Source organism: Arthrobacter sp. TmT3-37, assembly GCF_054510835.1.
Genome location: NZ_JBTNDU010000001.1, coordinates 287,720 through 311,815, shown reverse-complemented (window position 1 = coordinate 311,815; position 24,096 = coordinate 287,720). Strand labels below are relative to the sequence as shown.

23 protein-coding genes are annotated in these 24,096 nt (G+C 70.9%); 10 read left to right on the top strand and 13 right to left on the bottom strand.

The window, feature by feature from the left end:
• Positions 1–46 precede the first annotated feature (46 nt).
• From ACX80U_RS01375 to ACX80U_RS01360, 4 genes are all read right to left on the bottom strand, one after another.
• Entirely contained in the window at positions 47–1,066 is a 1,020-nt protein-coding gene (locus ACX80U_RS01375; RefSeq protein ID WP_459267165.1) for a pilus assembly protein TadG-related protein, read from the bottom strand.
• A complete protein-coding gene (locus tag ACX80U_RS01370; RefSeq protein ID WP_459267164.1) occupies positions 1,063–1,452 on the bottom strand; it encodes a TadE/TadG family type IV pilus assembly protein in 390 nt (129 codons plus the stop codon). Before ACX80U_RS01370 ends, ACX80U_RS01375 begins: the two co-directional genes overlap by 4 nt.
• 76 nt (positions 1,453–1,528) lie before the next feature.
• Positions 1,529–1,726 (bottom strand): Flp family type IVb pilin, encoded by a 198-nt coding sequence (locus tag ACX80U_RS01365; protein WP_459267163.1) that lies wholly within the window; start codon positions 1,724–1,726, stop codon positions 1,529–1,531.
• 167 nt (positions 1,727–1,893) lie between these two features.
• The gene (locus tag ACX80U_RS01360; protein WP_459267162.1) at positions 1,894–2,088 is read right to left on the bottom strand and encodes a Flp family type IVb pilin; all 195 of its coding nucleotides are present in this window, start codon (positions 2,086–2,088) and stop codon (positions 1,894–1,896) included.
• A gap of 520 nt (positions 2,089–2,608) precedes the next feature.
• On the opposite strand from ACX80U_RS01360, the gene rplM reads away from it, so the two are divergent.
• The 3 genes from rplM to glmM all read left to right on the top strand — a co-directional run bounded on the left by rplM (position 2,609) and on the right by glmM (position 5,059).
• Positions 2,609–3,052, top strand: coding sequence for a 50S ribosomal protein L13 (gene rplM / locus ACX80U_RS01355; RefSeq protein ID WP_133082581.1), 444 nt, complete (start codon positions 2,609–2,611; stop codon positions 3,050–3,052).
• A gap of 40 nt (positions 3,053–3,092) precedes the next feature.
• Entirely contained in the window at positions 3,093–3,590 is a 498-nt protein-coding gene (rpsI, locus tag ACX80U_RS01350) for a 30S ribosomal protein S9 (RefSeq protein WP_133082432.1), read from the top strand.
• A gap of 110 nt (positions 3,591–3,700) precedes the next feature.
• Positions 3,701–5,059 carry a phosphoglucosamine mutase gene (gene glmM / locus ACX80U_RS01345; RefSeq protein ID WP_133082433.1) on the top strand — a complete coding sequence of 453 codons (1,359 nt, stop codon included), beginning with the start codon at positions 3,701–3,703 and terminating at the stop codon, positions 5,057–5,059.
• A gap of 10 nt (positions 5,060–5,069) precedes the next feature.
• On the opposite strand, the gene ACX80U_RS01340 is transcribed toward glmM, so the two are convergent.
• On the bottom strand, positions 5,070–5,870 hold the full coding sequence (locus ACX80U_RS01340; RefSeq protein WP_459267161.1) for a sirohydrochlorin chelatase: 801 nt from the start codon (positions 5,868–5,870) through the stop codon (positions 5,070–5,072).
• 27 nt (positions 5,871–5,897) lie between these two features.
• On the bottom strand, positions 5,898–6,260 hold the full coding sequence (nirD, locus tag ACX80U_RS01335; protein ID WP_133082435.1) for a nitrite reductase small subunit NirD: 363 nt from the start codon (positions 6,258–6,260) through the stop codon (positions 5,898–5,900).
• A gap of 224 nt (positions 6,261–6,484) precedes the next feature.
• Here nirD and nirB point away from each other — a divergent pair, with 224 nt between their 5' ends.
• From nirB to ACX80U_RS01320, 3 genes are read left to right on the top strand one after another with little or no spacing between them, the layout of a single operon-like run.
• Positions 6,485–9,148, top strand: a complete 2,664-nt coding sequence (gene nirB / locus ACX80U_RS01330) for a nitrite reductase large subunit NirB (protein WP_459267160.1) — start codon at positions 6,485–6,487, stop codon at positions 9,146–9,148.
• 3 nt (positions 9,149–9,151) lie between these two features.
• The gene (gene cobA / locus ACX80U_RS01325; protein WP_459267159.1) at positions 9,152–10,186 is read left to right on the top strand and encodes a uroporphyrinogen-III C-methyltransferase; all 1,035 of its coding nucleotides are present in this window, start codon (positions 9,152–9,154) and stop codon (positions 10,184–10,186) included.
• A complete protein-coding gene (locus ACX80U_RS01320; protein WP_459267158.1) occupies positions 10,183–11,304 on the top strand; it encodes a uroporphyrinogen-III synthase in 1,122 nt (373 codons plus the stop codon). Before cobA ends, ACX80U_RS01320 begins: the two co-directional genes overlap by 4 nt.
• 62 nt (positions 11,305–11,366) lie before the next feature.
• Here the strand turns inward: ACX80U_RS01320 and ACX80U_RS01315 are convergent, their stop codons facing one another.
• The 5 genes from ACX80U_RS01315 to ACX80U_RS01295 form a co-directional block, all read right to left on the bottom strand.
• Positions 11,367–12,911, bottom strand: coding sequence for an FAD-dependent oxidoreductase (locus tag ACX80U_RS01315; protein WP_459267157.1), 1,545 nt, complete (start codon positions 12,909–12,911; stop codon positions 11,367–11,369).
• Positions 12,908–15,070, bottom strand: a complete 2,163-nt coding sequence (locus tag ACX80U_RS01310) for a molybdopterin oxidoreductase family protein (RefSeq protein ID WP_459267156.1) — start codon at positions 15,068–15,070, stop codon at positions 12,908–12,910. The genes ACX80U_RS01315 and ACX80U_RS01310 overlap by 4 nt, the downstream gene beginning before the upstream one ends.
• A 3-nt stretch (positions 15,071–15,073) precedes the next feature.
• A complete protein-coding gene (locus tag ACX80U_RS01305) occupies positions 15,074–16,474 on the bottom strand; it encodes an MFS transporter (protein ID WP_459267341.1) in 1,401 nt (466 codons plus the stop codon).
• Positions 16,475–16,573: 99 nt separating this feature from the next.
• Entirely contained in the window at positions 16,574–16,912 is a 339-nt protein-coding gene (locus ACX80U_RS01300; RefSeq protein WP_459267155.1) for a hypothetical protein, read from the bottom strand.
• A 30-nt stretch (positions 16,913–16,942) separates the two neighbouring features.
• The gene (locus ACX80U_RS01295) at positions 16,943–17,203 is read right to left on the bottom strand and encodes a hypothetical protein (RefSeq protein ID WP_459267154.1); all 261 of its coding nucleotides are present in this window, start codon (positions 17,201–17,203) and stop codon (positions 16,943–16,945) included.
• Positions 17,204–17,382: 179 nt separating this feature from the next.
• On the opposite strand from ACX80U_RS01295, the gene ACX80U_RS01290 reads away from it, so the two are divergent.
• Positions 17,383–18,114, top strand: coding sequence for an SDR family NAD(P)-dependent oxidoreductase (locus ACX80U_RS01290; RefSeq protein ID WP_459267153.1), 732 nt, complete (start codon positions 17,383–17,385; stop codon positions 18,112–18,114).
• A 31-nt stretch (positions 18,115–18,145) separates the two neighbouring features.
• Here the strand turns inward: ACX80U_RS01290 and ACX80U_RS01285 are convergent, their stop codons facing one another.
• Positions 18,146–18,988 carry a M15 family metallopeptidase gene (locus ACX80U_RS01285; protein ID WP_459267152.1) on the bottom strand — a complete coding sequence of 281 codons (843 nt, stop codon included), beginning with the start codon at positions 18,986–18,988 and terminating at the stop codon, positions 18,146–18,148.
• A gap of 2 nt (positions 18,989–18,990) precedes the next feature.
• A complete protein-coding gene (gene coaA, locus ACX80U_RS01280) occupies positions 18,991–19,968 on the bottom strand; it encodes a type I pantothenate kinase (RefSeq protein ID WP_459267151.1) in 978 nt (325 codons plus the stop codon).
• A gap of 61 nt (positions 19,969–20,029) precedes the next feature.
• On the opposite strand from coaA, the gene glmS reads away from it, so the two are divergent.
• From glmS to ACX80U_RS01265, 3 genes are read left to right on the top strand one after another with little or no spacing between them, the layout of a single operon-like run.
• Positions 20,030–21,970, top strand: a complete 1,941-nt coding sequence (glmS, locus tag ACX80U_RS01275; RefSeq protein ID WP_133082446.1) for a glutamine--fructose-6-phosphate transaminase (isomerizing) — start codon at positions 20,030–20,032, stop codon at positions 21,968–21,970.
• Positions 21,971–22,024: 54 nt separating this feature from the next.
• Positions 22,025–22,396, top strand: coding sequence for a holo-ACP synthase (locus ACX80U_RS01270; RefSeq protein WP_133082447.1), 372 nt, complete (start codon positions 22,025–22,027; stop codon positions 22,394–22,396).
• A 44-nt stretch (positions 22,397–22,440) separates the two neighbouring features.
• Complete coding sequence (locus ACX80U_RS01265; protein WP_459267150.1) at positions 22,441–23,994, top strand: bifunctional ADP-dependent NAD(P)H-hydrate dehydratase/NAD(P)H-hydrate epimerase; 1,554 nt, start codon at positions 22,441–22,443, stop codon at positions 23,992–23,994.
• The last annotated feature ends 102 nt before the right edge of the window (positions 23,995–24,096 follow it).

The window sequence follows — 24,096 nt, the reverse complement described above, 5'->3', positions numbered from 1 at the left end:
GCTCCTGCAATCGTGGCCTGGAATGATGAGTGGTGTCACGGTGGTCCTAGTCCGAGAGTCCGACGACGGAGGCGCCGAAGTTGGGGGCGGTGGGCGACGTAATCAAGGCGTCGTTCAGCGAGACGAATCGGGTGAAGTAGCCCTGGATCCCTCGGCAGTTGCCGACACAGGCAGGCGCTGACGAGTCGTTCAGCTCGAGAGAGCCACCGAACTTGTAGCCCGTGACCCGGAAGGCCGCGAAGCCCGTGAGGGCGTAAGTGGCGCGGGAGCCGGTGCCGGACGACGAGCTGAACAGCGGAATCAGGACGGGGTCGGAAGTGAGAGTGGTCAGGGTGGCACCGCAGACGCTCGGGAAGTTGTTCCCGGGATTGCTGCCCACATCTCCTGAGGAGATGTTCACGTCGGCCGCGCACTTCCCGTTGTCCAGATCCAGCCAGCCGAAGCCACCCGCGGCATAGCCGTTCTGCGCTGCGCAACCCGGGTATGACGGAGTGTTCTCGTCGTAGCGGAGGAGGATGTGCGTGGGGATGGGGTCTCCGGCGAAGTTCCCCGTCGAATCGAGCTGCGTTCGTTGCGAAGCGCTCATCGACTGCCGGAACACGCACTGACTGATCGTCCAGGGAAGGGTGGCTCCACGAGCTGGCGCGCCCCAGCTTGCGGTGGCGGTAGCTGTGATCTTCGTGTTGTCGATGCCGAGGACCCGCGCGAAAGCGAGAGAGAAGTGGTTGGCACCCGTTCCCGCCTCCCGCGCATTGGTCTGAACGCGCACGCTGGTTGCGGTCGGGAAGGTGATGGAGGTGATCCCACTCGTCGCGTCGCCGGCGTTGCGGTTGGCGAAATCCTGGCCAGTGCTGTTCACGGCACCGCAATTGCCTTTCGAACAATCATTGGCGATGGCGAGGGCAGAGGCGTCAGCCCCGTTCTGCAGTTGAGCCTTCTCCACGTACATGGCTCCGACATCGATAGCGAGCGCCGCCATCGCCAGAATAACCACCATCGTGAGCGCGACGAAGACGGCGACAGCTCCCTGCTCGTCCTTGAGGCCACGCGAATGGGCCCGCTTCATCCGCCGCACCGCATGACCCCTATACCCTCGAGGTCCATGGGAAACAGCCCCGCGTTCAGGAACCCGGACATCGAGGGCAGCAGCACCCGTGTTGTCACGGTGACATTGCGGTTCGGAGCGCACGCCGTGGCGTTACTGGTGACGGTGACGGGCAAGCCACTGAGGGAGGGGGCGGCAGCGAGTGCTGTGCCGGTCACGTTCATAGTTCCGTCGTCGTAGTGGATGGCTGCGTGTCGCGCACCCTCGCGAGCGGCATGGGTCAGGGAGATCTGAACGTTCATCACTCGGCCGAATTCGAGGATGCCGACAAGGATGAGAAGAAGGATGGGCAGGACCAAGGCCATTTCAAGGGCTACTGCTCCACGTTCACTCTGGAGTCTGCTCATGGTCCTGTCCTTCCTTCGTAGCGTGTGGGTGCGAAAGCAGTTTTCGAAGACCCCACATCGAGAGGCTTTCGTGGGGCTAGAGGCTTCCTGAGACCGTCGTGAACAGCCCGGCGATCTTGGGGCCGAGGGTGACGAGGGCAGCTACGACGACGACGGCGATGAGAGCCACCATCAGTCCGTACTCGACCATCGTTGCGCCCTTCTCCTCGTTGGTCAGGCGACCTTTTGCCGTGTGCACGACCGTCTGGAGTGTTACGTACAGTGCAAGCATCATGTGCTCCTTTGAAGCTGATGAACGAACGATGGATGGTGTAGTGGCCGACGGGATCCGGCGTGGGCTCTGGCTGTCCCGGGCGGCTGTTGGGACATAGCGGATTCTGCAGCGAAACGGAGTTGCGGGTCGGTTCCGGCAGCGATGCCGCCGGAACCGACCGATGATGCCTAGAGCTTGCCGGAGACCGTGGTGAAGAGCCCAGCGATCTTCGGACCGAGCGTGACGAGAGCGGCGACGACGACGACGGCGATGAGCGCGACCATCAGGCCGTACTCGACCATCGTTGCGCCCTTCTCCTCGGTCGTGAGGCGTGCCTTTGCCGTGTACAGGACGGTGGAGAGGGTTGCATACAGTGCGATCATGGTGGCTCCTTCATGAGGGTGGACGAATCACGGACGGCAGGTCCGGGGGCTGGCCCCGGACCAGCTCTGCTCAGAAGGTAGACCGCGAAATTGCCGAAATCGCCGAAACGTAGGCGAACATGAGCGAAGCTTTACCCTTTGACCTTCGTACTGCGGGAAACCTGCGCTAACCCAAGCACGGGTGTGACTTCTTGAGTGCAGCAGCCGACGACAGAGAAGAATCGCATCGCCGGCCGGCGAACCGACGGACGGGCGAAGGAGCAGGCCATTTTGACCTGGGGCACGGCGCAGGATAACCTTGGTAGTCGTTGTGCGTATCCCAGCTCGATACGTCTGCGCCCCACGGAGCGGTTCAGTTGCAGAACCACCTGGCCCGGGGGCGGAGCCGAGATTTACGGGATAACTGGTCGTATTTCAGCCCTCACCTGAAGTTCCGGTAGCGCATGAATAAGCTGAGCCCGCGGGCACGGAGATCTCCGTGGATGCGGGCGACACCGAAATAGAAACGAAGGCCAACACCGTGCGTACGTACACCCCGAAGCCAGGCGATATCTCCCGCCAGTGGCACGTCATCGACGCCACTGACGTAGTCCTAGGCCGTCTTGCCAGCCAGACCGCAACACTGCTGCGCGGAAAGCACAAGCCGACCTTTGCCCCCCATATCGACATGGGCGATTTCGTCATCATCATCAACGCAGAGAAGGTAGCGCTCACCGGCTCCAAGCTGGAGCAGAAGCGCGCCTACCGCCACTCCGGTTACCCGGGCGGCCTGAAGTCGACCAGCTACGTCGAACTCCTGGACAAGAACCCGGAGCGCGCCGTCGAGAAGGCCATCCGTGGCATGCTCCCCAAGAACTCGCTGGCAGCACAGCAGATCGGCAAGCTGAAGGTCTACCGCGGCGCCGAGCACCCCCACGCCGCACAGCAGCCCAAGACGTTCGAAATCACCCAGGTCGCCCAGTAGTCCTGGCCACCAACACTAAGAAATCACTTCAAGGAGAACCGTGGCTCAGAACACTGAAGAGCTGAATGAACCCACTGAGGAGCTCACGAGCTACACCTCAGAGTCCACCGATGCCAGCGAGGCCACCACGAAGGAGCGCCCTGCGCTGACCGTCGGCGGCGGAGCGGTCGGACGCCGCAAGGAAGCAGTCGCCCGCGTGCGCCTCGTCCCCGGCACCGGCAAGTGGATCGTCAACGGGCGCGAGCTCGCCGACTACTTCCCGAACAAGCTGCATCAGCAGGAAGTCAACGACCCGTTCAAGCTCCTCGAGCTCGACGGCGCCTACGACGTCATCGCACGCATCCACGGTGGTGGACCCTCCGGCCAGGCCGGCGCCCTCCGTCTCGGTGTCGCACGGACGCTCAACGAGATCGACCGCGAGAACAACCGCCCGGCCCTCAAGAAGGCAGGCTTCCTGACTCGTGACGCCCGCGTCATCGAGCGCAAGAAGGCTGGTCTCAAGAAGGCCCGCAAGGCGCCTCAGTACTCCAAGCGCTAAGCCTGGGGACACGCGCAGATGCCCGTCCGGACTTCCGGGCGGGCATCGTGCTTTAACCTTGTTGGGACCCACCTCAGTGGTGTCATGTTCTTCACCTAGGATGATCAACGATGAGCAAGTTATTCGGCACCGACGGCGTGCGCGGTCTGGCCAACGGCCTGATCACGGCGGAACTCTCCCTTCAGCTGGCCCAGGCGGCCGCCGTCGTGCTCGGGCACAACGCCGTCGCCGGTGACCGCCGGCCCACCGCGGTGATCGCCCGTGATCCGCGCATCAGCGGCGAGTTCATCGCCGCAGCCGTGGAGGCGGGCCTCGCGAGTTCCGGTGTCGACGTCTACGACGCGGGGGTCCTCCCCACGCCCGCCGCGGCGTTCCTGGTGGCTGACCTCGACGCGGACTTCGGCGTGATGATCTCCGCCTCGCACAACCCGGCCCCGGACAACGGCATCAAGTTCCTCGCCCGTGGCGGCAAGAAGCTCAGCGACGCGCTCGAGGACGCCATCGAGGACGAGATGGCGAATCCCCGGCACCGCCCGGTGGCCGGCGACGTGGGCAGGATCCAGCGCTTCGCGGACGCCGAGGACCGCTACGTGGTCCACCTGCTGCAGACCCTCCCGCACCGCCTCGAGGGACTCAAGGTGGTCCTCGACTGTGCGCACGGCGCGGCGAGCGGTTGTTCCCCGGAGGTGTTCCGGCACGCCGGCGCGGACATCGTGGTGATCGGTGCCGACCCGGACGGCGTCAACATCAACGACGGCTACGGCTCCACCCACCTCGAGAAGCTCCAGGCCGCCGTCCTCGAGCACGGCGCCGACCTGGGCATAGCCCACGACGGCGACGCCGACCGGTGCCTCGCGGTGGACCACGAGGGCACGGTGGTCGACGGCGACCAGATCATGGCTGTCATGGCACTGGCCATGAGGGATGCCGGGAAGCTCCGGGAGGACACGCTCGTGGCCACCGTCATGAGCAACCTCGGACTGAAGATCGCGCTGCGCGAGGCGGGCATCACCATCAAGGAGACCGGCGTCGGTGACCGCTACGTCCTCGAGGGCATGCGCGACGGCGACTACAGCCTCGGCGGCGAGCAGTCCGGCCACGTCATCTTCGCGGAGTACGCCACCACCGGTGACGGCGTCCTCACCGGCCTCCAGCTCGCGGCACGCATGGCCGCGACGGGCAAGAGCCTCAAGGAACTCGCGGCCGTGATGACGAAACTCCCGCAGGTGCTCATCAACGTCAAGGGGGTGGACCGCACGGCGGCCACGTCGGACGAGGGCGTGCAGGAGGCCGTCCGCGAGGCCGAGGCGATCCTGGGCGAGACCGGACGCGTGCTGCTGCGCCCGTCCGGCACGGAGCCCGTGGTGCGTGTCATGGTCGAGGCGGGCGACACCGGCACGGCGCAGCGCATCGCCGAGGACCTGGCCGCCACGGTACAGGAACGCCTCTCCCTCGAGCCCGTCGCGTAGCAGCGCCGCGTCAGACCGGCTGGGTCGCCGCACTCCGCACGCAGGTCGGGACCAGGGCCCGGCACGGACGCCGGCACACGGACCCCGGCTGCGGACCACCCGCGAGCAGGCGCGCCACGGCGTCGTCGTACCGGTCGAGGGCGATCTCCGCGATCGCAGGATTTGGCAGCAGCGGGGCGCTGACGACGTCGGCGCCCGCCTTCGCCAACTGGTCGTGGAAATACCCGGGAGCGAGCAGGTAGGAGGCCAGGGCCACAGGCCCCGACCCGACCGAGCGGTAGGACGCGACGGCGTCGGGCACGGACGGCGAGGCCTTCGATCCGAACCCCGCACGCACGGGACTCGTGCGGCCCTCGGCGAGGACGGCCAGCACCTCGGCGACATCCTCCGCGGCGCAGGCATCGGAGGACCCGGCGGCGGCCAGGACCACGGGGTCGTCGTCCGGTACGCCCGCTTCGAGCAGCCGCTGCTGCAGCACGGAGGCCAGGCGCGGATCCGGCCCCAGCGGCAGGGCCGCCACCGTGCCCGGCCTGCCCGCAGCAGCGCGCGCGATGTCCACCTTCACGTGGTAGCCGACGGAGAGCAGCAGGGGGACGATGACCGCCGTGCGCCCGGGCGGCAGTGCCGCGACGACCTCCACGAGATCGGGCTCCTGCACATCGACGTATGCCTCGAGGACCTCGAGCCCCGGACGCAGGGCCTCGATGCCGGAGCGCACGGCGTCGATCTCGAGGCGCCCCTGGGCGTTGTCGGTGCCGTGCGAGCAGGCGATCAGGACGGGCGCTATGAAGCCGGACGGGGAAGCGGTCATGGCAGCCATTGAAGCACCCGCGGCGCCTCAGGCGGCAACGCCGACCTCGACGACCCCGTCCACGCACCGGACGGGATACGCACGCAGACCCGGCCCTCCGGAGAGGCACGCCCCGGTCGCCAGGTCGTAGACCTCCTTGTGCAGGGGAGAGGCGATCGTCGCCGTCGTGCCGCGCGATCCCACGATGCCCCGCGCCATGACGGCGGCCCGCGTCCGGGGGTCGATGTTGCCCACGGCGTGGAGCAGGTTCCCCGGCAACCGGAACAGCGCGACCTGTTCCTGGCCGACGAGGGCCGCCTCTCCCCAGCATTCCTCGAGGTCGTCGAGGTGGCAGACCGCGACCCAGCCGGCGCTGGATGCGGCAGGACGCTGCAGTACGAGTTCGGTCATGGCATTCCCCTCGGTGGTGTGCGGTGGGACCAACGCTAGGCAGCGGACGTGTCGCCTGCGTCCCGGCGCTGTTGCGGCCGGGTAACTTGCGCCTCACCGGCCCTCCGACCATCCGTGAGCCCGAAGTTAACTTTGCGATACATCCGCGACACACAGGAGTAATTGCCCCTTCGTACGGTGGAACCGGACGCGGGACCGCCCCGGCCCCGGACGGAAGGCACACCATGAGCGAGAACCGAGCAGCCCGGCCCGCCGACGCCGTCCCGGCATCCGACCGGCGCATCGTCGTCGTCGGGGGCGGGCCGGCAGCCCACCGGCTCGTCGAGGCCCTGTGGCGGCGCGGCACCGACGGCCTCTCCGTCACCGTGCTCACCGAGGAGCCGCACGCACCCTACGACCGCGTCGCGCTGAGCAGCGCCCTGCTCCACGACGTCGACCTCGGCCTCGGCGAGCCGCTCATGTGGCGCGAACCGGCCATCCGGCTCGTCACGGGGGAGCGCGCCGTCCGGTTGGACCTCGCCGCACGGTGCGTCATCGGCGCGTCGGGCGAGAAGTACGCCTACGACGACGTCGTACTCGCCACCGGATCCGACGCCGTGCGGCTGCCCCTGCCGGGCGGGGAGCACGCCGCGGTGTACAGGACGCTCGAGGACGTCCAGTGGCTCCGCTCGGAGACCGCACGCCTCGCCGCCGAGCTCGGCAGGACTCCACACGCCGTCGTCATCGGCGGCGGACTCCTCGGCCTCGAGGCCGCCGGCGGACTGCAGCAGCTCGGCGCCGCGTCGACCGTGGTGAACCGGGCAGGCTGGCTCATGAACGCCCAGCTCGACCAGGGCGGCGGGCAGGCGCTGGGCCGCCTCATCGCGGCCAAGGGGCTGGGCATCCACTGCGGCGGGTCGCCGACGTCCATCGACACGGACGACGACGGCCGGGTCACGGGTGTGGCGCTGAGCGACGGAACGGTGCTGCCGGCCGACCTCGTGGTGTTCGCGGTGGGCATCCGGCCGCGCGACGAACTCGCGCGCGACGCAGGGCTCGAGGTGGCGCCCCGCGGCGGCGTCGTCATCAGCGCGGCGTGCGAGACCGCGATGCCCGGAGTCTGGGCGATCGGCGAGGTGGCCAGCTACGAGGGCGTCAGCATGGGCCTCGTAGCACCCGCGAACGCGATGGCCGAGGTCTGCGCCGACGGGATCCTCGGCGGTGTGTCCACGTTCCCCGGCTTCGACACGGCCACCAAGCTCAAGCTCTCCGGCGTGGAGGTCGCGAGCTTCGGGGACGCGCTCGCGGACACCGAGGGCAGCCTGGAGATCGTCTACGCGGACCCGGCGCGCGGGCTCTACCAGAAGCTCGTGGTCACCGACGACGCGAAGACGCTGCTCGGCGGCATCTTCGTCGGCGACGCCGCGCCCTACTCCGCCCTCCGGCCCCTGCTGGGCCGGGAGCTTCCGGCGGAGCCGGGTGCGTACCTGTCCTCGGCCGGTGGCGGCGAGGCGCCGCCGTCGGAACTGCCCGACGACGTCATCCTCTGCTCGTGCAACAACGTCACCGCGGGCGCCTGCCGCTCGGCGGTCCACGGGGTGGGGGAGGACGGCGGCGCCGCGGAACCGGCGCTGGACCTGCCGGCCCTCAAGGCCTGCTCGCGGGCCGGGGCCCAGTGCGGCTCCTGCGTGCCGATGCTCAAGAAGCTGCTCGACAGCGAGCTCACCAAGGCCGGCCGGACCGTCCCGAAGGGCATCTGCGAGCACTTCGCGATGTCGCGTCCGGAGCTGTTCGAGGCCATCCAGGCGCTCGACCTCGGCTCCTTCCAGGACATCCTCGGCCGCTTCGGCGCGACGGACGAGGCCAGGGCCGGCCACGGCTGCGACATCTGCAAGCCGGCCATCGGCTCGATCCTCGCCACGCAGCGCGGGGAGTACGTGCTCGACGGCGGCCGCGGCACGCTGCAGGACACCAACGACCGCGCCCTCGCGAACATGCAGCGCAACGGCACCTACTCGGTGGTGCCGCGCATCCCCGGCGGGGAGATCACGCCCCAGAAGCTCGCCGTGATCGCGCAGGTCGCCGAGCAGTTCGGCCTGTACGTCAAGCTGACCGGTGCGCTGAGGATCGACCTCTTCGGGGCCCGGCTGGAGCAGCTGCCGGAGATCTGGAAGATCCTCGTGGAGGCCGGGTTCGAGTCCGGGCAGGCCTACGGCAAGGCCCTGCGGAACGTGAAGTCCTGCGTCGGGTCCACCTGGTGCCGGTTCGGCGTGCAGGACTCGGTCGCCATGGCGATCGACCTGGAGCTGCGCTACCGCGGGCTCCGCGCACCCCACAAGTTCAAGATGGGCGTCTCGGGCTGTGCCCGGGAGTGCGCCGAGGCACGGAGCAAGGACGTCGGCGTGATCGCCACCGACCAGGGCTGGAACCTGTACGTCGGCGGCAACGGCGGCTTCCAGCCCGCCCACGCACAGCTGCTCGCGCAGGACCTCGACGGTGCAACCCTCATCCGCTACATCGACCGGTACCTCATGTACTACATCCGCACCGCGGACCGCATGCAGCGGACGGCCCGCTGGATGGACGACCTCGAGGGCGGCCTCGACCACGTGCGGGACGTCGTCGTGAACGACTCCCTCGGGATCGCCGAGGACCTCGAAGCCGCGATGGCCCGGCACGTCGAACACTACGAGGACGAATGGGCGGCGACGCTGAAGGACCCCGTCCGGCTCCGCCGCTTCCGTTCCTTCGTCAACGCCCCCGACGCCGCGGACCAGTCGATCGTCCTCGTGGAGGAACGCGGGCAGCAGCGCCCCGCCACCCCCGCGGAGATCGAGGCCGGCGCCGGCCGCGTGGGACTCGGTACGGCGATCCCCGTCCGCACCGCAACCGGAACCCTGGAGGGCTGAAGCGTGCACCTGGACCTCGATCTGGCAGGCCGGCGCGTGGTGGTCGTCGGCGGCGAGCGGGCCGCCCGCAGGGCGGTGGCACGGTACCGGGCGGCAGGAGCCGACGTGGTCCCCTGCACCGGATCCGCACCGGCCGGATTCGACGACGCCGTGCTGCACGGCACCGCGCTCGCCGTCGTCGTGGACGGGCTCTCCGAGCCCCTGGCCGACGCCGTCCGGGCGGCGTGCCGTCGCACGGGCACGCTCCTCGGCACCGAACCGGCGGCCGAGGACTCCGGATCGGTGACCCTGGTGGGCGGCGGTCCCGGCGCGCTGGGGCTCCTGACCCTCGACGCGGCCGCAGCACTCCGGGGGGCCGACGTGGTGCTCTACGACCGGCTCGCCCCGACGGACTCGCTCGCGGAGCTGGCCCCCGCAGCGGAGCTGGTGGACGTCGGCAAGCTCCCCGGCCACCACCGGGTCCCGCAGTCCGGCATCAACGAACTCCTGGTGCGTCATGCGCTCGCGGGTCGCTCCGTGGTCCGGCTCAAGGGCGGCGATCCGTTCGTGTTCGGCCGCGGCAGCGAGGAACTCGCCGCGTGCCTCCAGGCGCGGGTACCGTGCCGCGTGATCCCCGGCGTCAGCTCGGCGATCTCCGTACCGGCTGCCGCCGGCATCCCCGTCACGCACCGCGGCGTCAGCCATCTGTTCACCGTCGTCTCCGGCCATGCACCGCTGACCGACGAGGAGCACCTGCACCTGGCAGGGCTCGGGGGGACCCTCGTGGTCCTGATGGGCGTCTCGACGCTGCCGCAGCTCGTCTCCGGTCTCGGCAGGGCAGGGATGCGGCCCGACATGCCGGTCGCCGTCGTCGAGCGCGGCTACAGCGCGTCCCAGCGGACGACGGCGGGAACCCTCTCGACGATCGTCACGGCGGCCGGCGCCGCACGGTGCCAGTCGCCCGCGGTGCTCGTGATCGGCGAGGTGGTGCGGGTGGGTCTGGACCTGCAGGGCGGCGCGGCACACCTCGCCCGGCTGACCGAATCGCTGGCATCATGACCGAGGCCATCCGGCTGGACGGCTCCGGCGGACAGCTCGCGGGCTTCCGGATCGGCGTGACCTCGGACCGCCGCTCCGGTGACCTGATCGACGCGCTCGAGCGGCGCGGCGCCTCGGTGTTCCACGCGCCGGCGCTGAAGATCGCGCCCATCGCCGAGGACGTGGAACTGCTCGCGGACACGGCGGCCATGGTGTCCGCACGCCCTGACCTGTTCCTCATTACCACCGCGTACGGGATGCGCCGGTGGTTCGAGGCCGCGGACGCCGCAGGGCTGGGCGACGACCTCCTCGAGGTGCTCGGGGCAGGCCGGATCTACGTCCGGGGCCCGAAGGCCAGGGGCGCTGTGCGGGCGGCGGGACTCGACGACGTCGGGATCAGTTCGGACGAGACCACGGCCACGCTCGTGGACGAGCTGCTGCAGCAGGACCTGTCAGGGCTGACCATCGGTGTCCAGCTGCACGCCTACGCCGACGCCCATCAGCTGGAACGGCTCCGGGCATCCGGCGCGACGCTCCTCACCGTCACGCCCTACCGGTGGATCAAGCCGGAGGGGTCCGAGCGGCTGCCCCGGCTCATCGACGCCGTCTGCGCCGGGCAGCTGGACTGCGTCACCTTCACGAGTGCGCCCGCCGTCGACGCGCTGTTCAGCACCGCCGCCGAGCAGGGCCTCGAGGAGGAACTGATCCAGCGGTTCCGGCGCAGCGTCCTGGCCGCGGCCGTGGGACCGGTGACAGCGCAGCCCCTGATCGACGCCGGCATCGAGCCGATCGTGCCCGAGCGTTTCCGGATGGGCGCGCTGATCCGGCTGGTCTGCGACCATCTCGCCGAACACCACGTGGAGCAGCTCAGGACGCGGTCCGGCTACGTCGAGGTGCGGGGCCGGTCGGTCCGGGTGGACGAGGTCCAGGTGGATCTAGCACCCGCTCAGCTCGTGCTGTTCAAGGCGCTGCTGTCCGCTCGCGGTGCCGTCCTCAGCCGTGACGCACTGACCGGGCTGCTGGCCCATACCGGCGCCGGTCATGCGCTCGACATGAACGTGAACAGGCTGCGCAAGTCCCTGCCCGACCCGGGCCTGGTGGAGACCGTGGTGAAGCGGGGGTACCGCCTGCACGTGTAGGACCCTTCCGGACCCGGACCCGGATCCGGATCCGGGCGGGGTCCGCGCCCTCCCGCCGCGGTTCAGGACGCCACCGCGACGGCGAAGTGGTGCTCGATCACGGAGCGGATGTCGTCGTGGCAGCCGCCGCAGCCCGTCCCGGCCCGCGTGCCCGCGGACACCTCCGGGACGGAGGAGCAGCCGCCGGCGACGGACTCCTGCACGGTGCCGCGGGTGACGCCCGCGCACCGGCAGAGGGTCGCGTCCGGTCCGGGAGGCAGTGCCGCGAGCACCCCTTCGGCACTGTCCAGGCTGAGCAGGCTCGACCGGTCGGCGGGTAGTTCGCTCCGGCGCTCGAAGAGCAGGACCAGTTCGGCGCCGGTCCGCGGCATGCCCACGCAGACGAGGCCCGTCAGGACGCCGTCGCGCGTGACCATCTTCGCGTAGCGGCCGTGCCCGGGGTCCGCCCAGACCGCGACGGCGAGACCGGGCGCGACGGTCCACGGATCGGCGTCGGTCTCCCCGGCGGTGACGGCGTCCACGCCGCGTGCCTTGAGGACCAGCACGGCGTCGCGCCGCTCGGGAGGTCCGGCGGCGGCGACGGGGAAGCCCGCGAGCTCCGCTGCGAAAGCGAGCCCGAGCTGGTCCGCCTGCTGCCAGCCGGGACCGATGAGGCCCGGGGGAGCGGTGGCCCCGGTGCAGGCCGCGCAGGTGCTGACCCCGCAGCAGACCTCGGCGCAGTCGCCGATCGCCCAGACGCCGCCGGTGCCGAGGGCCCGCAGGTCGTGGTCCACGAGGATGCCGTCCGCGGTCGCCAGGTCGCACCCGTCGGCGAGCTCGGTGCGCGGCCGCACTCCGCAGGCGAGCACGAGGGCACCTCCCTCCACCCGGGCCCCGCCCTCGAGGGCGAGCGCGGAGAAGCGACCGTCGGTGAGGCGGATGCCTGTCGACGTCCCGGCGACCACGGTGATGCCCGCCCTGGTCAGTGCCGCCGCCAGGACCCGGGCGCCCTCCCCGAGGAGCCGTTCCATGGGGGAGCGTCCGGAGTGCACGAGCGTGACCCGGCCGCCCTCCTCCGCCGCGGCGAGGGCCGCCTCGATGCCGAGGATGCCGCCGCCGAGCACCACGATGCGCTGCTGGGCGGCCAGGGCGGCGGTGACCGCGCGGGCGTCGCCGAGGTCGCGGAGGAAGCCGACGCCCGGCGGGAGCCTATCGGCGTCGTCGAGGCCGTCGAGCCGCGGGAGGACGGGGCGGGAGCCGGTGGCGAGCACGAGGCGGTCGTACCCGAGGGCCTGTCCGTCGGCGAGCAGGACCCGCCGGTAGGGCCTGTCCACCCGGACCACGCGCGTTCCGAGCCGTACGTCGACGCCTCCGGCCGACAGCTTCTCCGCGTCGGCGAGCCGGATCGCGGCTTCCCGGACGCGGCCGACGCCCACGTCCGCGACGAGCACCCGGTTGTAGGCGGCGTCGTCCTCCTGCCCGACGACGGTCAGGGCCACGCGGCCGGCGGCGACGAGTGGTTCGAGGTGCTCGAGGAGACGAGCCGCAACGGGCCCGAAACCCACCACGACGATCCGCTCCGGTGTGCTCGCGTCCGTGGTCGCGTCCGTGCTCGCGTCGGTGCTCATGCGATGGCCTCCAGCCGGTCGGTGCCTGCGGGACGGAAGGACGGGGACAGGGGCGAGACCCGCACGGGCGTCGTCTTGAACTCGGGCATCCCCGAGACCGGATCCGTGGTGCTGCCCGTGAGCAGGTTCGCGCTGCCCGCCTCCGCGTAGTGGAAGGCGAGGAAGACGGTGTCCTGGCGGATGTCCGGTGTGAGGTCCGCCAGCGCACGGGCCTCGCCGGAGGCGCTCGTGACGACGACGGGGTCGCCCTGGGCGACGCCGAGGTCCCTCGCCGTGGCGGGGTGGAGCTGGAGGCGCGCCGCCGGCTGCGCCGCGAGGAGTTCGGCGACGCGCCGGGTCTGTGTTCCCGACTGGTAGTGCTCGAGGAGGCGGCCCGTGGCCAGGAGCAAGGGGGCCGGAGCGCCCGCACCGGCCGTATCGGGGCGTGGCGCGACGGGGACCAGCAGGGCGCGTCCGGCCGGGTGGGCGAAGGCGTCGAGGAACAGGCGGGGGGTCCCGGTGCTGCCGGCGGGGTAGGGCCAGTAGGCCGGCTCCTCGCCGTCGAGCACGGTGTAGTCGAGGCCGGAGTAGTCCGCGATCCCGCCGGCGCTCGCGCGGGCGAGCTCGTCGAACATGGTCTCCGGGTCCTCGCTGAACAGGGACGGAGCCGCCAGCAGCCGGGCGAGCTCCTGCAGGATCCACAGTTCGCTCCGGGCCCCGGGGGGCGGCGGGACGGCGGCGCGCCGGCGCAGCACCCGGCCCTCCAGGTTGGTGACGGTGCCCTCCTCCTCGGCCCACTGCAGCACCGGCAGCACGATGTCGGCCATGGCCGCGGTCTCCGACAGGAAGAAGTCCGAGACGACCAGGAGGTCGAGCGAGCGGAGCCCGGCGATCACCGTCGACGCGTCCGGGGCCGATACCGCGATGTTGGCACCATGGACGAACAGGCACCGGGTACCGCCCGGGGCACCGAGGGAGGCGAGGAGTTCGACGGCGGGGAGCCCGGGGCCGGGGATCGCCGCCTCGGGCACCCCCCACACGGCGGCGACGTGTGCGCGCGCCACGGGATCGGTGATCTTCCGGTAGCTGGGCAGCTGGTCCGCCTTCTGCCCGTGCTCCCGCCCGCCCTGCCCGTTGCCCTGGCCGGTGAGCGTCCCGTACCCGCTGTGCGCGGTCCCGGGCAGGCCGAGGAGGAGGGCGAGGTTGATGGCGGCGGTGGTGGTGTCGGTGCCGTCCGCGTGCTGCTCGATGCCGCGCCCGGTGAGGATGTAGGCGCCGGGGCCCCCGGCCGCTCCGCTGCGGGCTCCCTGCGCCAGGAGTCTCGCCGTCGCCCGGATGGCGGCCGCGGGGACTCCCGTGATGCCCGAGACGCGCTCCGGCCACCAGCGTGCGAGGCCGCGTGCGACGTCGTCGTGCCCGCTCGTGCGGGCCGCGAGGTAGCGGACGTCCTCGAGGCCCTCCGCGACCACGACATGCGCGAGACCGAGCAGGAGCACGAGGTCAGTGCCCGGTGTGGGCTGCAGATGGATGCCCCTGCCCTGGTCCGTGAGCCGCGCCGTCGCCGAACGGCGGGGGTCGACGACGACCAGCCCGCCCGCGGACTGCGCACCCCGCAGGTGCTGGACGAACGGGGGCATGGTGTCGGCCGCGTTCGAGCCGAGGAGCAGGACCACGGAGGCGTCGTCGAGGTCCGCGAGCGGGAAGGGCAGGCCGCGGTCGACGCCGAAGGCCCGGTTCCCGGCCGCTGCCGCAGAGGACATGCAGAAGCGGCCGTTGTAGTCGATGCGGGAGGTGCGCAGCGCGAGCCGGGCGAACTTGCCGAGCGTGTAGGCCTTCTCGTTGGTGAGCCCGCCGCCCCCGAACACCGCCACGGCGTCCCGGCCGTGCTGCGCCTGGATGCGGTGGACCCGATCGCTGATCAGCTGCAGGACGTCGTCCCACGCCGCTTCCTGCAGGTCGCCGTCCCCGTTCCGGACCAGGGGCGCGGTGAGGCGGTCCGGGTGCCGGAGCAGTTCGGCGGCGGACCAGCCCTTCCGGCACAGGCCGCCGCGGTTGGTGGGGAAGACGCGTCCGGTGACTGTCACGCCGTCGCCCCCGGCTGCCGGCGTCACGGTCATGGCGCACTGGAGGGCGCAGTAGGGGCAGTGCGTGGCGTGCCCGGCGCCGGCCTGCTGCAGCATCGGTCAGACCGTGCCGAGCGGCGAGGAGCGGCGGAGGTAGCAGAACCAGGTGACCGCGAGCATCAGGACGTACCCACCGACGAAACCGTAGAACGCGCCGTCATAGCTGCCGGAGGCGCCCTTCGAGGCGTTGAGCACCTGGGGGATGAGGAAACCGCCGTAGGCGCCGACGGCCGAGATGAGTCCGAGCGCCGCTGCCGACTTGCGGGCCGTGCTGACCGATTCCCGCAACTCCCCCGATCCGGCTGCGGCTCCCCGCCGGGCGAAGATCACGGGGATCATGCGGTAGGTGGCGCCGTTCCCGGCCCCGGCAGCGGCGAACAGGACGAGGAACAGTCCGAGGAAGAGCCAGAAGTTGGCCAGGGGCAGGGTCCAGACGACGGTCAGGGCGATCGTGGCCAGGACGGCGAAGGCGCACACCGTGATGAGGGCCCCGCCGAACCGGTCGGCCAGGCGTCCGCCGAAGGGCCGGGCGAGGGAGCCGACCAGGGGGCCGAGGAAGGCCAGGCCCAGCGTGACCGGGCCCATGGAGATCTGCGAGAAGGCGGGGAAGGTATCGGCGATCAGCTTCGGGAAGACACCGGCGAAGCCGATGAAGGAGCCGAAGGTGCCGATGTACAGCAGGGCCATGGTCCACAGGTGCGGTTCGCGGACCGCTGCCAGGGACCCCGCGAAGTCGCTCTTGGCGCTCGACAGGTTGTCCATGTACTTCCAGGCGCCGAAGGCGGCGACCAGGATCAGTGGCACCCAGATCCAGCCCGCGAGCGGCAGGTTCAGGGTCGCGGCGGCACCGAGCACGACGGCGATGGGCACCACGAGCTGCGCGACGGCGGCACCGAGGTTGCCGCCCGCGGCATTCAGGCCGAGCGCCCAGCCCTTCTCGCGCGCCGGATAGAAGAAGGTGATGTTCGCCATCGAGCTGGCGAAGTTGCCACCGCCGAAGCCGGCGAGCGCCGCGACGGCGAGCATCACCCCGAACGGGGTCTCCGGGTTCGAGACGCAGAGTGCCAGTCCGATGCTCGGGATCAGCAGGAGGAGGGCCGAGATGATCGTCCAGTTCCTCCCACCGAACCTCGGCACCATGAAGGTGTAGGGGATGCGGAGCGTCGCACCGACGAGGGACGGCATGGAGATCAGCCAGAAGATCTGCGACGTCGTGAACGTGAAGCCCGCGGCGGGGAGATAGACGACGACGATGGACCACAGCTGCCAGACCACGAAGCCGAGGAACTCGCAGGCGATGGACCACTGCAGGTTGCGCCGGGCGATGGACTTGCCGACACCGTTCCACTGGGCCGTGTCCTCGGCGTCCCAGTTGTCGATCCAGCGGCCGGGGCGGTGGTGCAGCTGCGCCGCGCTCGCGGGGAGGGCTGCGGTCAGGGTGGGCGTTGGTGCGTCGTCGATGCTCACGGGGTCCTCCAGGGGCTGGTGTTCCTGCTTTCCCCCGACGCTAGTGAGCGCGCGTTTCCGGTCCTGGCGTGCCGCGTAAACGCTCCGTGACGTTCACCTATCCACGCCCCGGCGGGGATGTGAGACCGTGCCCCGGCAGGATCCCTCGTCGACGGCGACGGCCGGCACCTCACCCGCCGCGCCGGTGAGTGCCGTGATAAGCCTCTCCACGCGGACGAGGCCCATGAAGCAGCCCGCGTCGTCCGGCACCCGCCGGGCGAGTCGGTGGGCGATCCCCGGATCGAGCTCGACCCAGAGCCGGCCCGGCCGGCCCAGGAGGTAGCCCTGGACGAGGGGGACCCCGAGCGCGGCGGGGACGTCGAGTTCCTCGATCCGCTCGACCCCCTCGGTGATGATCCACGCGTCGGGCCTCCCCGCGAAGGCGCCCTGCATTGTCGCCCAGCGCGCGCTACACGCGGACGGTCAGCGGAGGTCGGCGGCGAAGGGCGCCCGCGGCGACCGGCAGACGTCGTCGTACAGCTCGTTGACGGACTGGGCGATCATGTTTCGGTCGAGGTCGTCGAGCTGCATCAGACCGTGGAGATAGGCGGTGACCTCGTACTCGTCCACCCAGCCACCCATGCTCAGGTAGTGGACCCAGACCTCGCCGATCGACAGGCCCGCCCTCCGGATGGCATCGAGGGCGAGCGCGGGCTGGTCCTCCTCGGGAGTCCTGTCCGTCAATGTGCCTCCTCCGGCGGTTCCCGCGGCGCTTCCTCCCAGCCTAGGAAACCTGCCGGAGGATGTAAGCCGGCACTTCCGCCTTGCACGACCCGAGGCGCCGTGCGCGGGCATTGCGGGATCCACCGGAACGGGGGAGTGTGGGTCGGTGGGGTCGTCGCGGTTCCCGGAAAGGCAATGGCATGAGGATCCTCGTCACCGGTTCCACGGACGGGCTCGGCCTCGCCGCCGCGGAGGCATTGCTGGCGGACGGGCACGACGTCGTCGCCCACGCCCGCACCCCCGAACGCGCGGCCGGTCTCGTGCGGCGCGATCGCGGGGCGCAGGTCGTCGTCGGGGACCTCGAGGACCGCGACGCCGTGGTGCGCATCGCCGACGAACTACGGCCGGCGGTGCCGCTGGACGCCGTGATCCACAATGCGGGTGTCTGGAGCGGGCACGCCGTGATGCCCGTCAACGTGATAGCCCCGTACCTCCTCACCGCACTGCTCGAGGGTCCGCAGCGCCACGTCTACCTCAGCAGCGGCTCGCACTACAGTGGTCGTGCCTCCCTCGCCGGGGTGGACTGGCGGGGACACACGCCGGGCTCGTACGGGGACAGCAAGCTCTTCCTCACGACGTTCGTCGCCGCGCTGGCCCGGCTGCGGCCCGACCTGGTCGCCCACGCGGTCGACCCGGGATGGGTCCCCACCCGCATGGGCGGCCCCGATGCGCCGGACGATCTCGAGCTCGGCCACCGGACGCAGGTGTGGCTCGCGACGAGCGACCACCCCGACGCACTCACGAGCGGCGGCTACTGGTTCCACCGGCAGCAGCGGCGGCCGCACGAGGCTGTCCACGACACGGCCTTCCAGGACCGTCTGATGGCGGCGCTGGCAGCGGAGACCGGCGTGCGGCTACCGGCCATGCCCTGAGCGGGATGCCGTCCTGCCGATCGGAGGGACGTCAGTAGGACGGCGCCGCCGGCAGCCCGTAGTGCTCCTCGAGGGTCTGCGTCCCGGCGGCCTTCATCGCCAGGGCCACGTCCCTGCCGACGTAGCGGAAGTGCCAGGACTCCGCCGAGAAGCCGGTGATCTCGTGGAACCCCAGCGGATAGCGGAGGATCAGCCCGAAGTCCGCGGCATGCTCCGCAGCCCACTGCGCGGCCGGCGTGTCGCGGAAGCACAGCACGAGCGTGCACGCCCCGTCCGCCTGGCCGATGTCGAACGCGAGACCCGTCTGGTGCTCCGAATAACCGGGGCGGGCCGACACCGTGTCCGCCGCTGCAGGATCACCGTACTCACCCACCCAGTACGTGTACGTCGATTCCTGGTCGGCGAACGAGCGGTAGCCGCTGACCAGGACCAGCCCGACGCCCTCGGCCGCGGCTGCCGCGAACATCCCCTCCACCGCCGTGGCCGTGTCGGGACGCAGGAGCGCCCTGTCGGTGGCGGTCGCCACCTCGGGCAGGCGCAGGTCGGCGGGGACGTAGTCCAGCGGCACCAGGGGACGCCGCTTGTTCACCACCAGGTCGACGGCGCCGGGATCGGCGTGCCGGGCAGCAGCCGCCGGGGTCGGGCCCGGCGCCGCATCCGATGCAGCGGGTGCTGGCTCACGCTGGGCCGGGGCCGGTAGGTCGCCGGGGGAGGGGATCTCGGCGGCAGCGTTCGGTGGCGGCGGCGCCGTGATCGACCTGGGGATCGGCGTGGCGATCGACGTGGGGATCGCCGCCGCCGGCTCCGGAGCGGGGGCCGAGCATGCGGAGAGTGCCAGCAGGAGCACCGTCGCCGCGCCCGGCACGAGGCGCACGGTCAGGTCTTCCGCAGGAGCATGCGGCGGATCGAGTGGTCGGCGTCCTTCGTGAGGACGAGTTGCGCCCGTCCGCGTGTCGGCAGCACGTTGGCCAGCAGGTTGGGCTCGTTGATCCGCTCCCAGATGCCCTTGGCGGTCTGCCGCGCCTCCTCGTCCGTCAGGTTCGCGTACCGGTGGAAGTAGGACTCGGGGTCGGCGAACGCCCCGGACCGCAGCGACTGGAAGCGGTCGATGTACCACTGCTCGATATGGGCGGTCTTCGCATCCACGTAGATCGAGAAGTCGAAGAAGTCGCTGAGCGCCAGGCCCGTGATGCCGTCGGGTCGCGGCCGTGCCGGGGCGAGGACGTTGAGTCCCTCCACGATCAGGACGTCCGGCCGCCGCACCACCACTTCCCGGCCCGGGACGATGTCGTAGGTGAGGTGGGAGTACCAGGGTGCGGTCACCTCGGCCGCGCCGCTCTTGACCTCGCTGACGAAGCGGAGCAGCCGGCGGCGGTCGTAGGACTCGGGGAAGCCCTTGCGCTGCATCAGGCCGCGCCGTTCGAGTTCGGCGTTGGGGTAGAGGAAACCGTCCGTGGTGATGAGCTCCACGTCGGGGGTGTCCGGCCAGCGCCGCAGGAGCTCGCGGAGCACCCTCGCCGTCGTCGACTTGCCCACCGCCACGGAACCGGCGACGCCGATCACGAACGGGGTCCTGGTGGTCGTCTCGCCGAGGAACGTGTTCGTGGCCGCGTGCAGTTGACCCGCCGCGGCGATGTAGAGGTTGAGCAGGCGGGAGAGCGGGAGGTAGACCTCGCGCACCTCGTCGAGGTTCAGTGCGTCCCCGAGTCCGCGCAGGCGCTGCACGTCCTCCATGTTGAGCGGACTCTCGATCTCATGGGACAGACGTGACCACATGGGCCGGTCCAGCTCGACGAACGGTGTGAAGGATTCGGCACTGGTGGCCTGCTGCGTACCCGTGCTTCTGTCACTCACCCGACGATTCTGCCCGGTGGCCTGCGCATTAACCAATCCTGCCACCGGTACGATTGGAGGCATGTGTGGAATTGTGGGGTATGTAGGCCGGGACCACGGCCAGGGATCGTCGGCGCTTGACTCAGTCGCCCCGGCGTTCGGGCAGGAATCATCCGAAGCGCAGCACGGCGCGCTCGACGTCGTCATGGAGGGGCTGCGGCGGCTCGAGTACCGCGGGTACGACTCCGCGGGCGTCGCCGTGATCACCCCGGCCGGCATCGAGTCGCGCAAGAAGGCCGGCAAGCTCACCAACCTCATCGACGAACTGGCCGCCGACCCGCTGCCGCGCTCGCTGACCGGCATCGGCCACACGCGGTGGGCGACCCACGGCGGACCCACCGACCAGAACGCGCACCCGCACCTGGCCGACGGCGGCCGGCTGGCCCTGATCCACAACGGCATCATCGAGAACTACGCCGAGCTGAAGGCGGAACTGACCGGTGAGGGCCTCACCTTCCTCTCCGACACGGACACCGAGGTCGCGGCAGGGCTCGTGGGCCTCCTGTACCGCAGGCTCGTCGACAGCGGCGCCCAGGGCGACCTCCTCACCCTGGCCCTGCAGCAGGCCTGCCAGCGCCTCGAGGGTGCCTTCACCCTGCTCGCCATCCACCAGGACCAGCCCGGCACCGTCGTCGCCGGCCGCCGCAACTCCCCGCTCGTCGTCGGACTGGGCGACGGCGAGAACTTCCTCGGCTCCGACGTCTCGGGCTTCATCGACTTCACGCGCCGCGCCGTCGAGCTCGGCCAGGACCAGATCGTCACCATCACGCCCGACGACGTCGCGATCACCGACTTCTTCGGCGCGCCCGCCGAGGGCACCGAGTTCCACGTCAGCTGGGACGCCGCGGCGGCGGAGAAGGGCGGCTTCGAGTCCTTCATGGAGAAGGAGATCCACGACCAGCCCGACGCCGTCGGACAGACGCTCCTCGGCCGGTCGGACGTCTCCGGCAACCTCGTGCTCGACGAGCTGCGCATCGACGAGTCCATCCTGCGCTCCGTCGACAAGATCGTGGTGCTGGCGTGCGGTACCTCGGCCTATGCCGGTCAGGTCGCCAAGTACGCGATCGAGCACTGGTGCCGGATCCCGACCGAGGTCGAGCTCTCCCACGAATTCCGCTACCGCGACCCGATCGTGAACGAGAAGACCCTCGTGGTCGCCATCTCGCAGTCCGGCGAGACCATGGACACCCTCATGGCCGTGCGATACGCCCGGGAGCAGGGCGCCAAGGTCGTGGCGATCTGCAACACCAACGGCTCCACGATCCCGCGCGAATCGGACGCCGTGCTGTACACGCACGCCGGCCCGGAGATCGCCGTCGCCTCCACCAAGGCGTTCCTCGCCCAGATCACCGCGGCGTACCTGCTCGGCCTCTACCTCGCGCAGCTGCGCGGCAACAAGTACCGCGACGAGATCGCCGACGTCCTCGCGGACCTCTCGACCATCCCCGCCAAGATCCAGTCCATCCTCGACGATGCCGACAAGATCAAGCAGCTCGGCGCGGACATGTCCAACGCGAAGTCCGTGCTGTTCCTGGGCCGCCACGTGGGCTTCCCCGTGGCCATGGAGGGCGCGCTCAAGCTCAAGGAGCTCGCGTACATCCACGCCGAGGGGTTCGCCGCCGGCGAGCTCAAGCACGGACCGATCGCGCTGATCGAGGAGGGCCAGCCCGTCGTCGTGGTCATGCCGTCGTCGACCGCCCGCGACTCGCTGCATGCCAAGGTGGTCTCCAACGTCCAGGAGATCCGAGCGCGCGGTGCCGTGACGATCGTCATCGCCGAGGAGGGTGACACCTCCGTGGAGGCCTACTCGGAGCACGTCTTCTACGTGCCCGCGTCGCCGACGCTCCTCGCACCGCTGCTCACCACGGTCCCGCTGCAGATCTTCGCGCTCGCCCTCGCCAGCGCCAAGGGCTACGACGTCGACCAGCCGCGCAACCTGGCGAAGTCGGTCACGGTTGAGTAGTGCCCTCCCGGTGCCGCCGCTGACTCCCGTGGCGGCACCCGTCGGGCGTGCGGCGTGATCGTCGGCATCGGGGTCGACGTCGTCGACATCGAACGCTTCCGTCAGCAGCTCGAGCGGACCCCCGCCCTGGTGGAGCGGCTCTTCGTCCCGGCCGAGCGCGGGCTCAACACCCGTTCGCTCGCGGCGCGCTTCGCCGCCAAGGAGGCCATCGCCAAGGCTCTCGGTGCACCCGTGGGCATGAACTGGCAGCACTGCACCATCGCGGTCGATGACGCCGGTGCCCCCTCCGTCGTCGTCGAGGCGACGGTCGCGGCCGCGGCGCGTGCCCGGGGCGTCGAGACATGGCACCTGTCGATCAGCCACGACGGCGGCCTCGCGACGGCCATGGTGGTGGCGGAGGGCCGCGCCACCTCGGCCGGCGAATAGTAACCGTACTGATTATCTGTCGGCTTACCGCTAAGCTCGATCATATGCTCAACGCCTTTTCCGGGGGTGACGTCCGCGCTGCGGAGGCACCCCTCATCGACGCCGGCCAGGGGGACACCCTCATGCAGCGGGCTGCCCACGGCCTGTTCGGCGTGGTGCTGGGGCTGCTGCGCGACGCCGGCCGCGGCATCTACGGAGCCACAGCCGTCGTGCTCGCCGGCAGTGGCAACAACGGAGCGGACGCCCTGTACGCGGGGGAGCGGCTCCTGCGCCGGGGGGTCGGTGCGACCGCGGTCCTCACCTCCGAGCGCGTGCACGCCGACGCCCTCGACGCCTTCGTCCGGGCCGGCGGTACCACCGTCCGCCTCGACGGCGCCGACGTCTCCGACCTCGCAGCGCACGCCGCAGCGGCCGACGTCGTCATCGACGGCATCCTCGGCACCGGTGCGAGCGGAGGGCTCCGGGGCACGGCCGCGGACCTCGTCCGGGCGATCGACGCGGCGGCCGGGCCCCGCGCGGCCCGCTCCGCGCTCGTCGTCGCCTGCGACCTGCCCAGCGGGATCGGGGTCGACACGGGACTCGTCCAGGGTCCGGTCCTCCCCGCCGACGCGACCGTCACCTTCGGGGCCGCGAAGCCCGGGCTCCTCATCGGCGACGGCGCCGTGGCGGCCGGTCAACTGCACGTCGTCGACATCGGCCTCGACCTCGCCCCGTTCCCGCCTGCGGCATGCACCCTGCTCGACGCCGACGCCGCCGCGCTGCTCCGCCTCCCGGGTGTCCGGGACCACAAGTACTCGCGCGGCGTCCTCGGTGTCGCCGCCGGGTCCATCCGCTACCCGGGGGCAGCCGCACTCGCGGTGGGCGCGGCCCTCGCCACCGGCGTCGGCATGGTGCGCTACCTCGGACCGCCCGCCGTCGCGGCTCTGATCCACCAGCGGAACCCTGAGGCGGTGTCCTCCACCGGCTCCGTCGCGGAGGCCCGCTCCCAGGCCTGGCTGGTGGGTCCCGGAGCCGTCGACGACGACGACCAGCGCACACGCGCCCGCGACGCGATCACCTCGGGACTGCCGGTCGTCGTCGACGCCGGTGCGCTCACCGAGGTACCGGAGCGCGTGGGACCCCAGGTCATCCTGACGCCCCACGCGGGAGAGCTGCGCGAGGTGCTCGCCGCGCGCGGCGTCGAGGCGGAACGACCCGCGATCGAGGCCGAACCCGCACACTTCGCGCTGAGGGCCGCCGAGGCCACGGGCGCCACCGTCCTGCTCAAGGGGTTCACGACGATCGTCGCGGCCCCCTCCGGTGCGCTGTTCGTGCAGGCGGACGCCACCCCCTGGCTCGCCACGGCGGGTTCCGGGGACACGCTCTCCGGGATCGTCGGGGCACTCGCCGCGACGCTCGCGGAGGACGACGGCGCGGCGGAACGCATCGGCGTGGACCCGGTGGACCTGTGGGCCGCCGTCGCCGCAGCCGGCGCGCTGATCCACGGCCGCGCCGGCCGTCGGGCGGCACGCCGTGGGCCGGTGGTGGTCTCGGATCTTCCCGGCGACATCGGAGCGGTCGTCGCGGACCTCCTCGAGGAGCGTCGCCTAGCGATGTGAGCGACACGGTTAACCAGTACGACAGACGAATGCGCTATGCATGAAGCAGGAGATCGGGGTCCGAGGACCCCGACGACCGCGAGTATCGCCGTGGCCGCCCCC

Coding starts and splice junctions, on each gene's coding strand:
- ACX80U_RS01375 (WP_459267165.1), bottom strand. CDS start 1,066: ATGAAGCGGGCCCATTCGCGTGGCCTCAAGGACGAGCAGGGAGCTGTC.
- ACX80U_RS01370 (WP_459267164.1), bottom strand. CDS start 1,452: ATGAGCAGACTCCAGAGTGAACGTGGAGCAGTAGCCCTTGAAATGGCC.
- ACX80U_RS01365 (WP_459267163.1), bottom strand. CDS start 1,726: ATGATGCTTGCACTGTACGTAACACTCCAGACGGTCGTGCACACGGCA.
- ACX80U_RS01360 (WP_459267162.1), bottom strand. CDS start 2,088: ATGATCGCACTGTATGCAACCCTCTCCACCGTCCTGTACACGGCAAAG.
- glmM (WP_133082433.1), top strand. CDS start 3,701: ATGAGCAAGTTATTCGGCACCGACGGCGTGCGCGGTCTGGCCAACGGC.
- ACX80U_RS01340 (WP_459267161.1), bottom strand. CDS start 5,870: ATGACCGCTTCCCCGTCCGGCTTCATAGCGCCCGTCCTGATCGCCTGC.
- nirD (WP_133082435.1), bottom strand. CDS start 6,260: ATGACCGAACTCGTACTGCAGCGTCCTGCCGCATCCAGCGCCGGCTGG.
- nirB (WP_459267160.1), top strand. CDS start 6,485: ATGAGCGAGAACCGAGCAGCCCGGCCCGCCGACGCCGTCCCGGCATCC.
- ACX80U_RS01320 (WP_459267158.1), top strand. CDS start 10,183: ATGACCGAGGCCATCCGGCTGGACGGCTCCGGCGGACAGCTCGCGGGC.
- ACX80U_RS01315 (WP_459267157.1), bottom strand. CDS start 12,911: ATGAGCACCGACGCGAGCACGGACGCGACCACGGACGCGAGCACACCG.
- ACX80U_RS01310 (WP_459267156.1), bottom strand. CDS start 15,070: ATGCTGCAGCAGGCCGGCGCCGGGCACGCCACGCACTGCCCCTACTGC.
- ACX80U_RS01300 (WP_459267155.1), bottom strand. CDS start 16,912: ATGCAGGGCGCCTTCGCGGGGAGGCCCGACGCGTGGATCATCACCGAG.
- ACX80U_RS01290 (WP_459267153.1), top strand. CDS start 17,383: ATGAGGATCCTCGTCACCGGTTCCACGGACGGGCTCGGCCTCGCCGCC.
- glmS (WP_133082446.1), top strand. CDS start 20,030: ATGTGTGGAATTGTGGGGTATGTAGGCCGGGACCACGGCCAGGGATCG.
- ACX80U_RS01265 (WP_459267150.1), top strand. CDS start 22,441: ATGCTCAACGCCTTTTCCGGGGGTGACGTCCGCGCTGCGGAGGCACCC.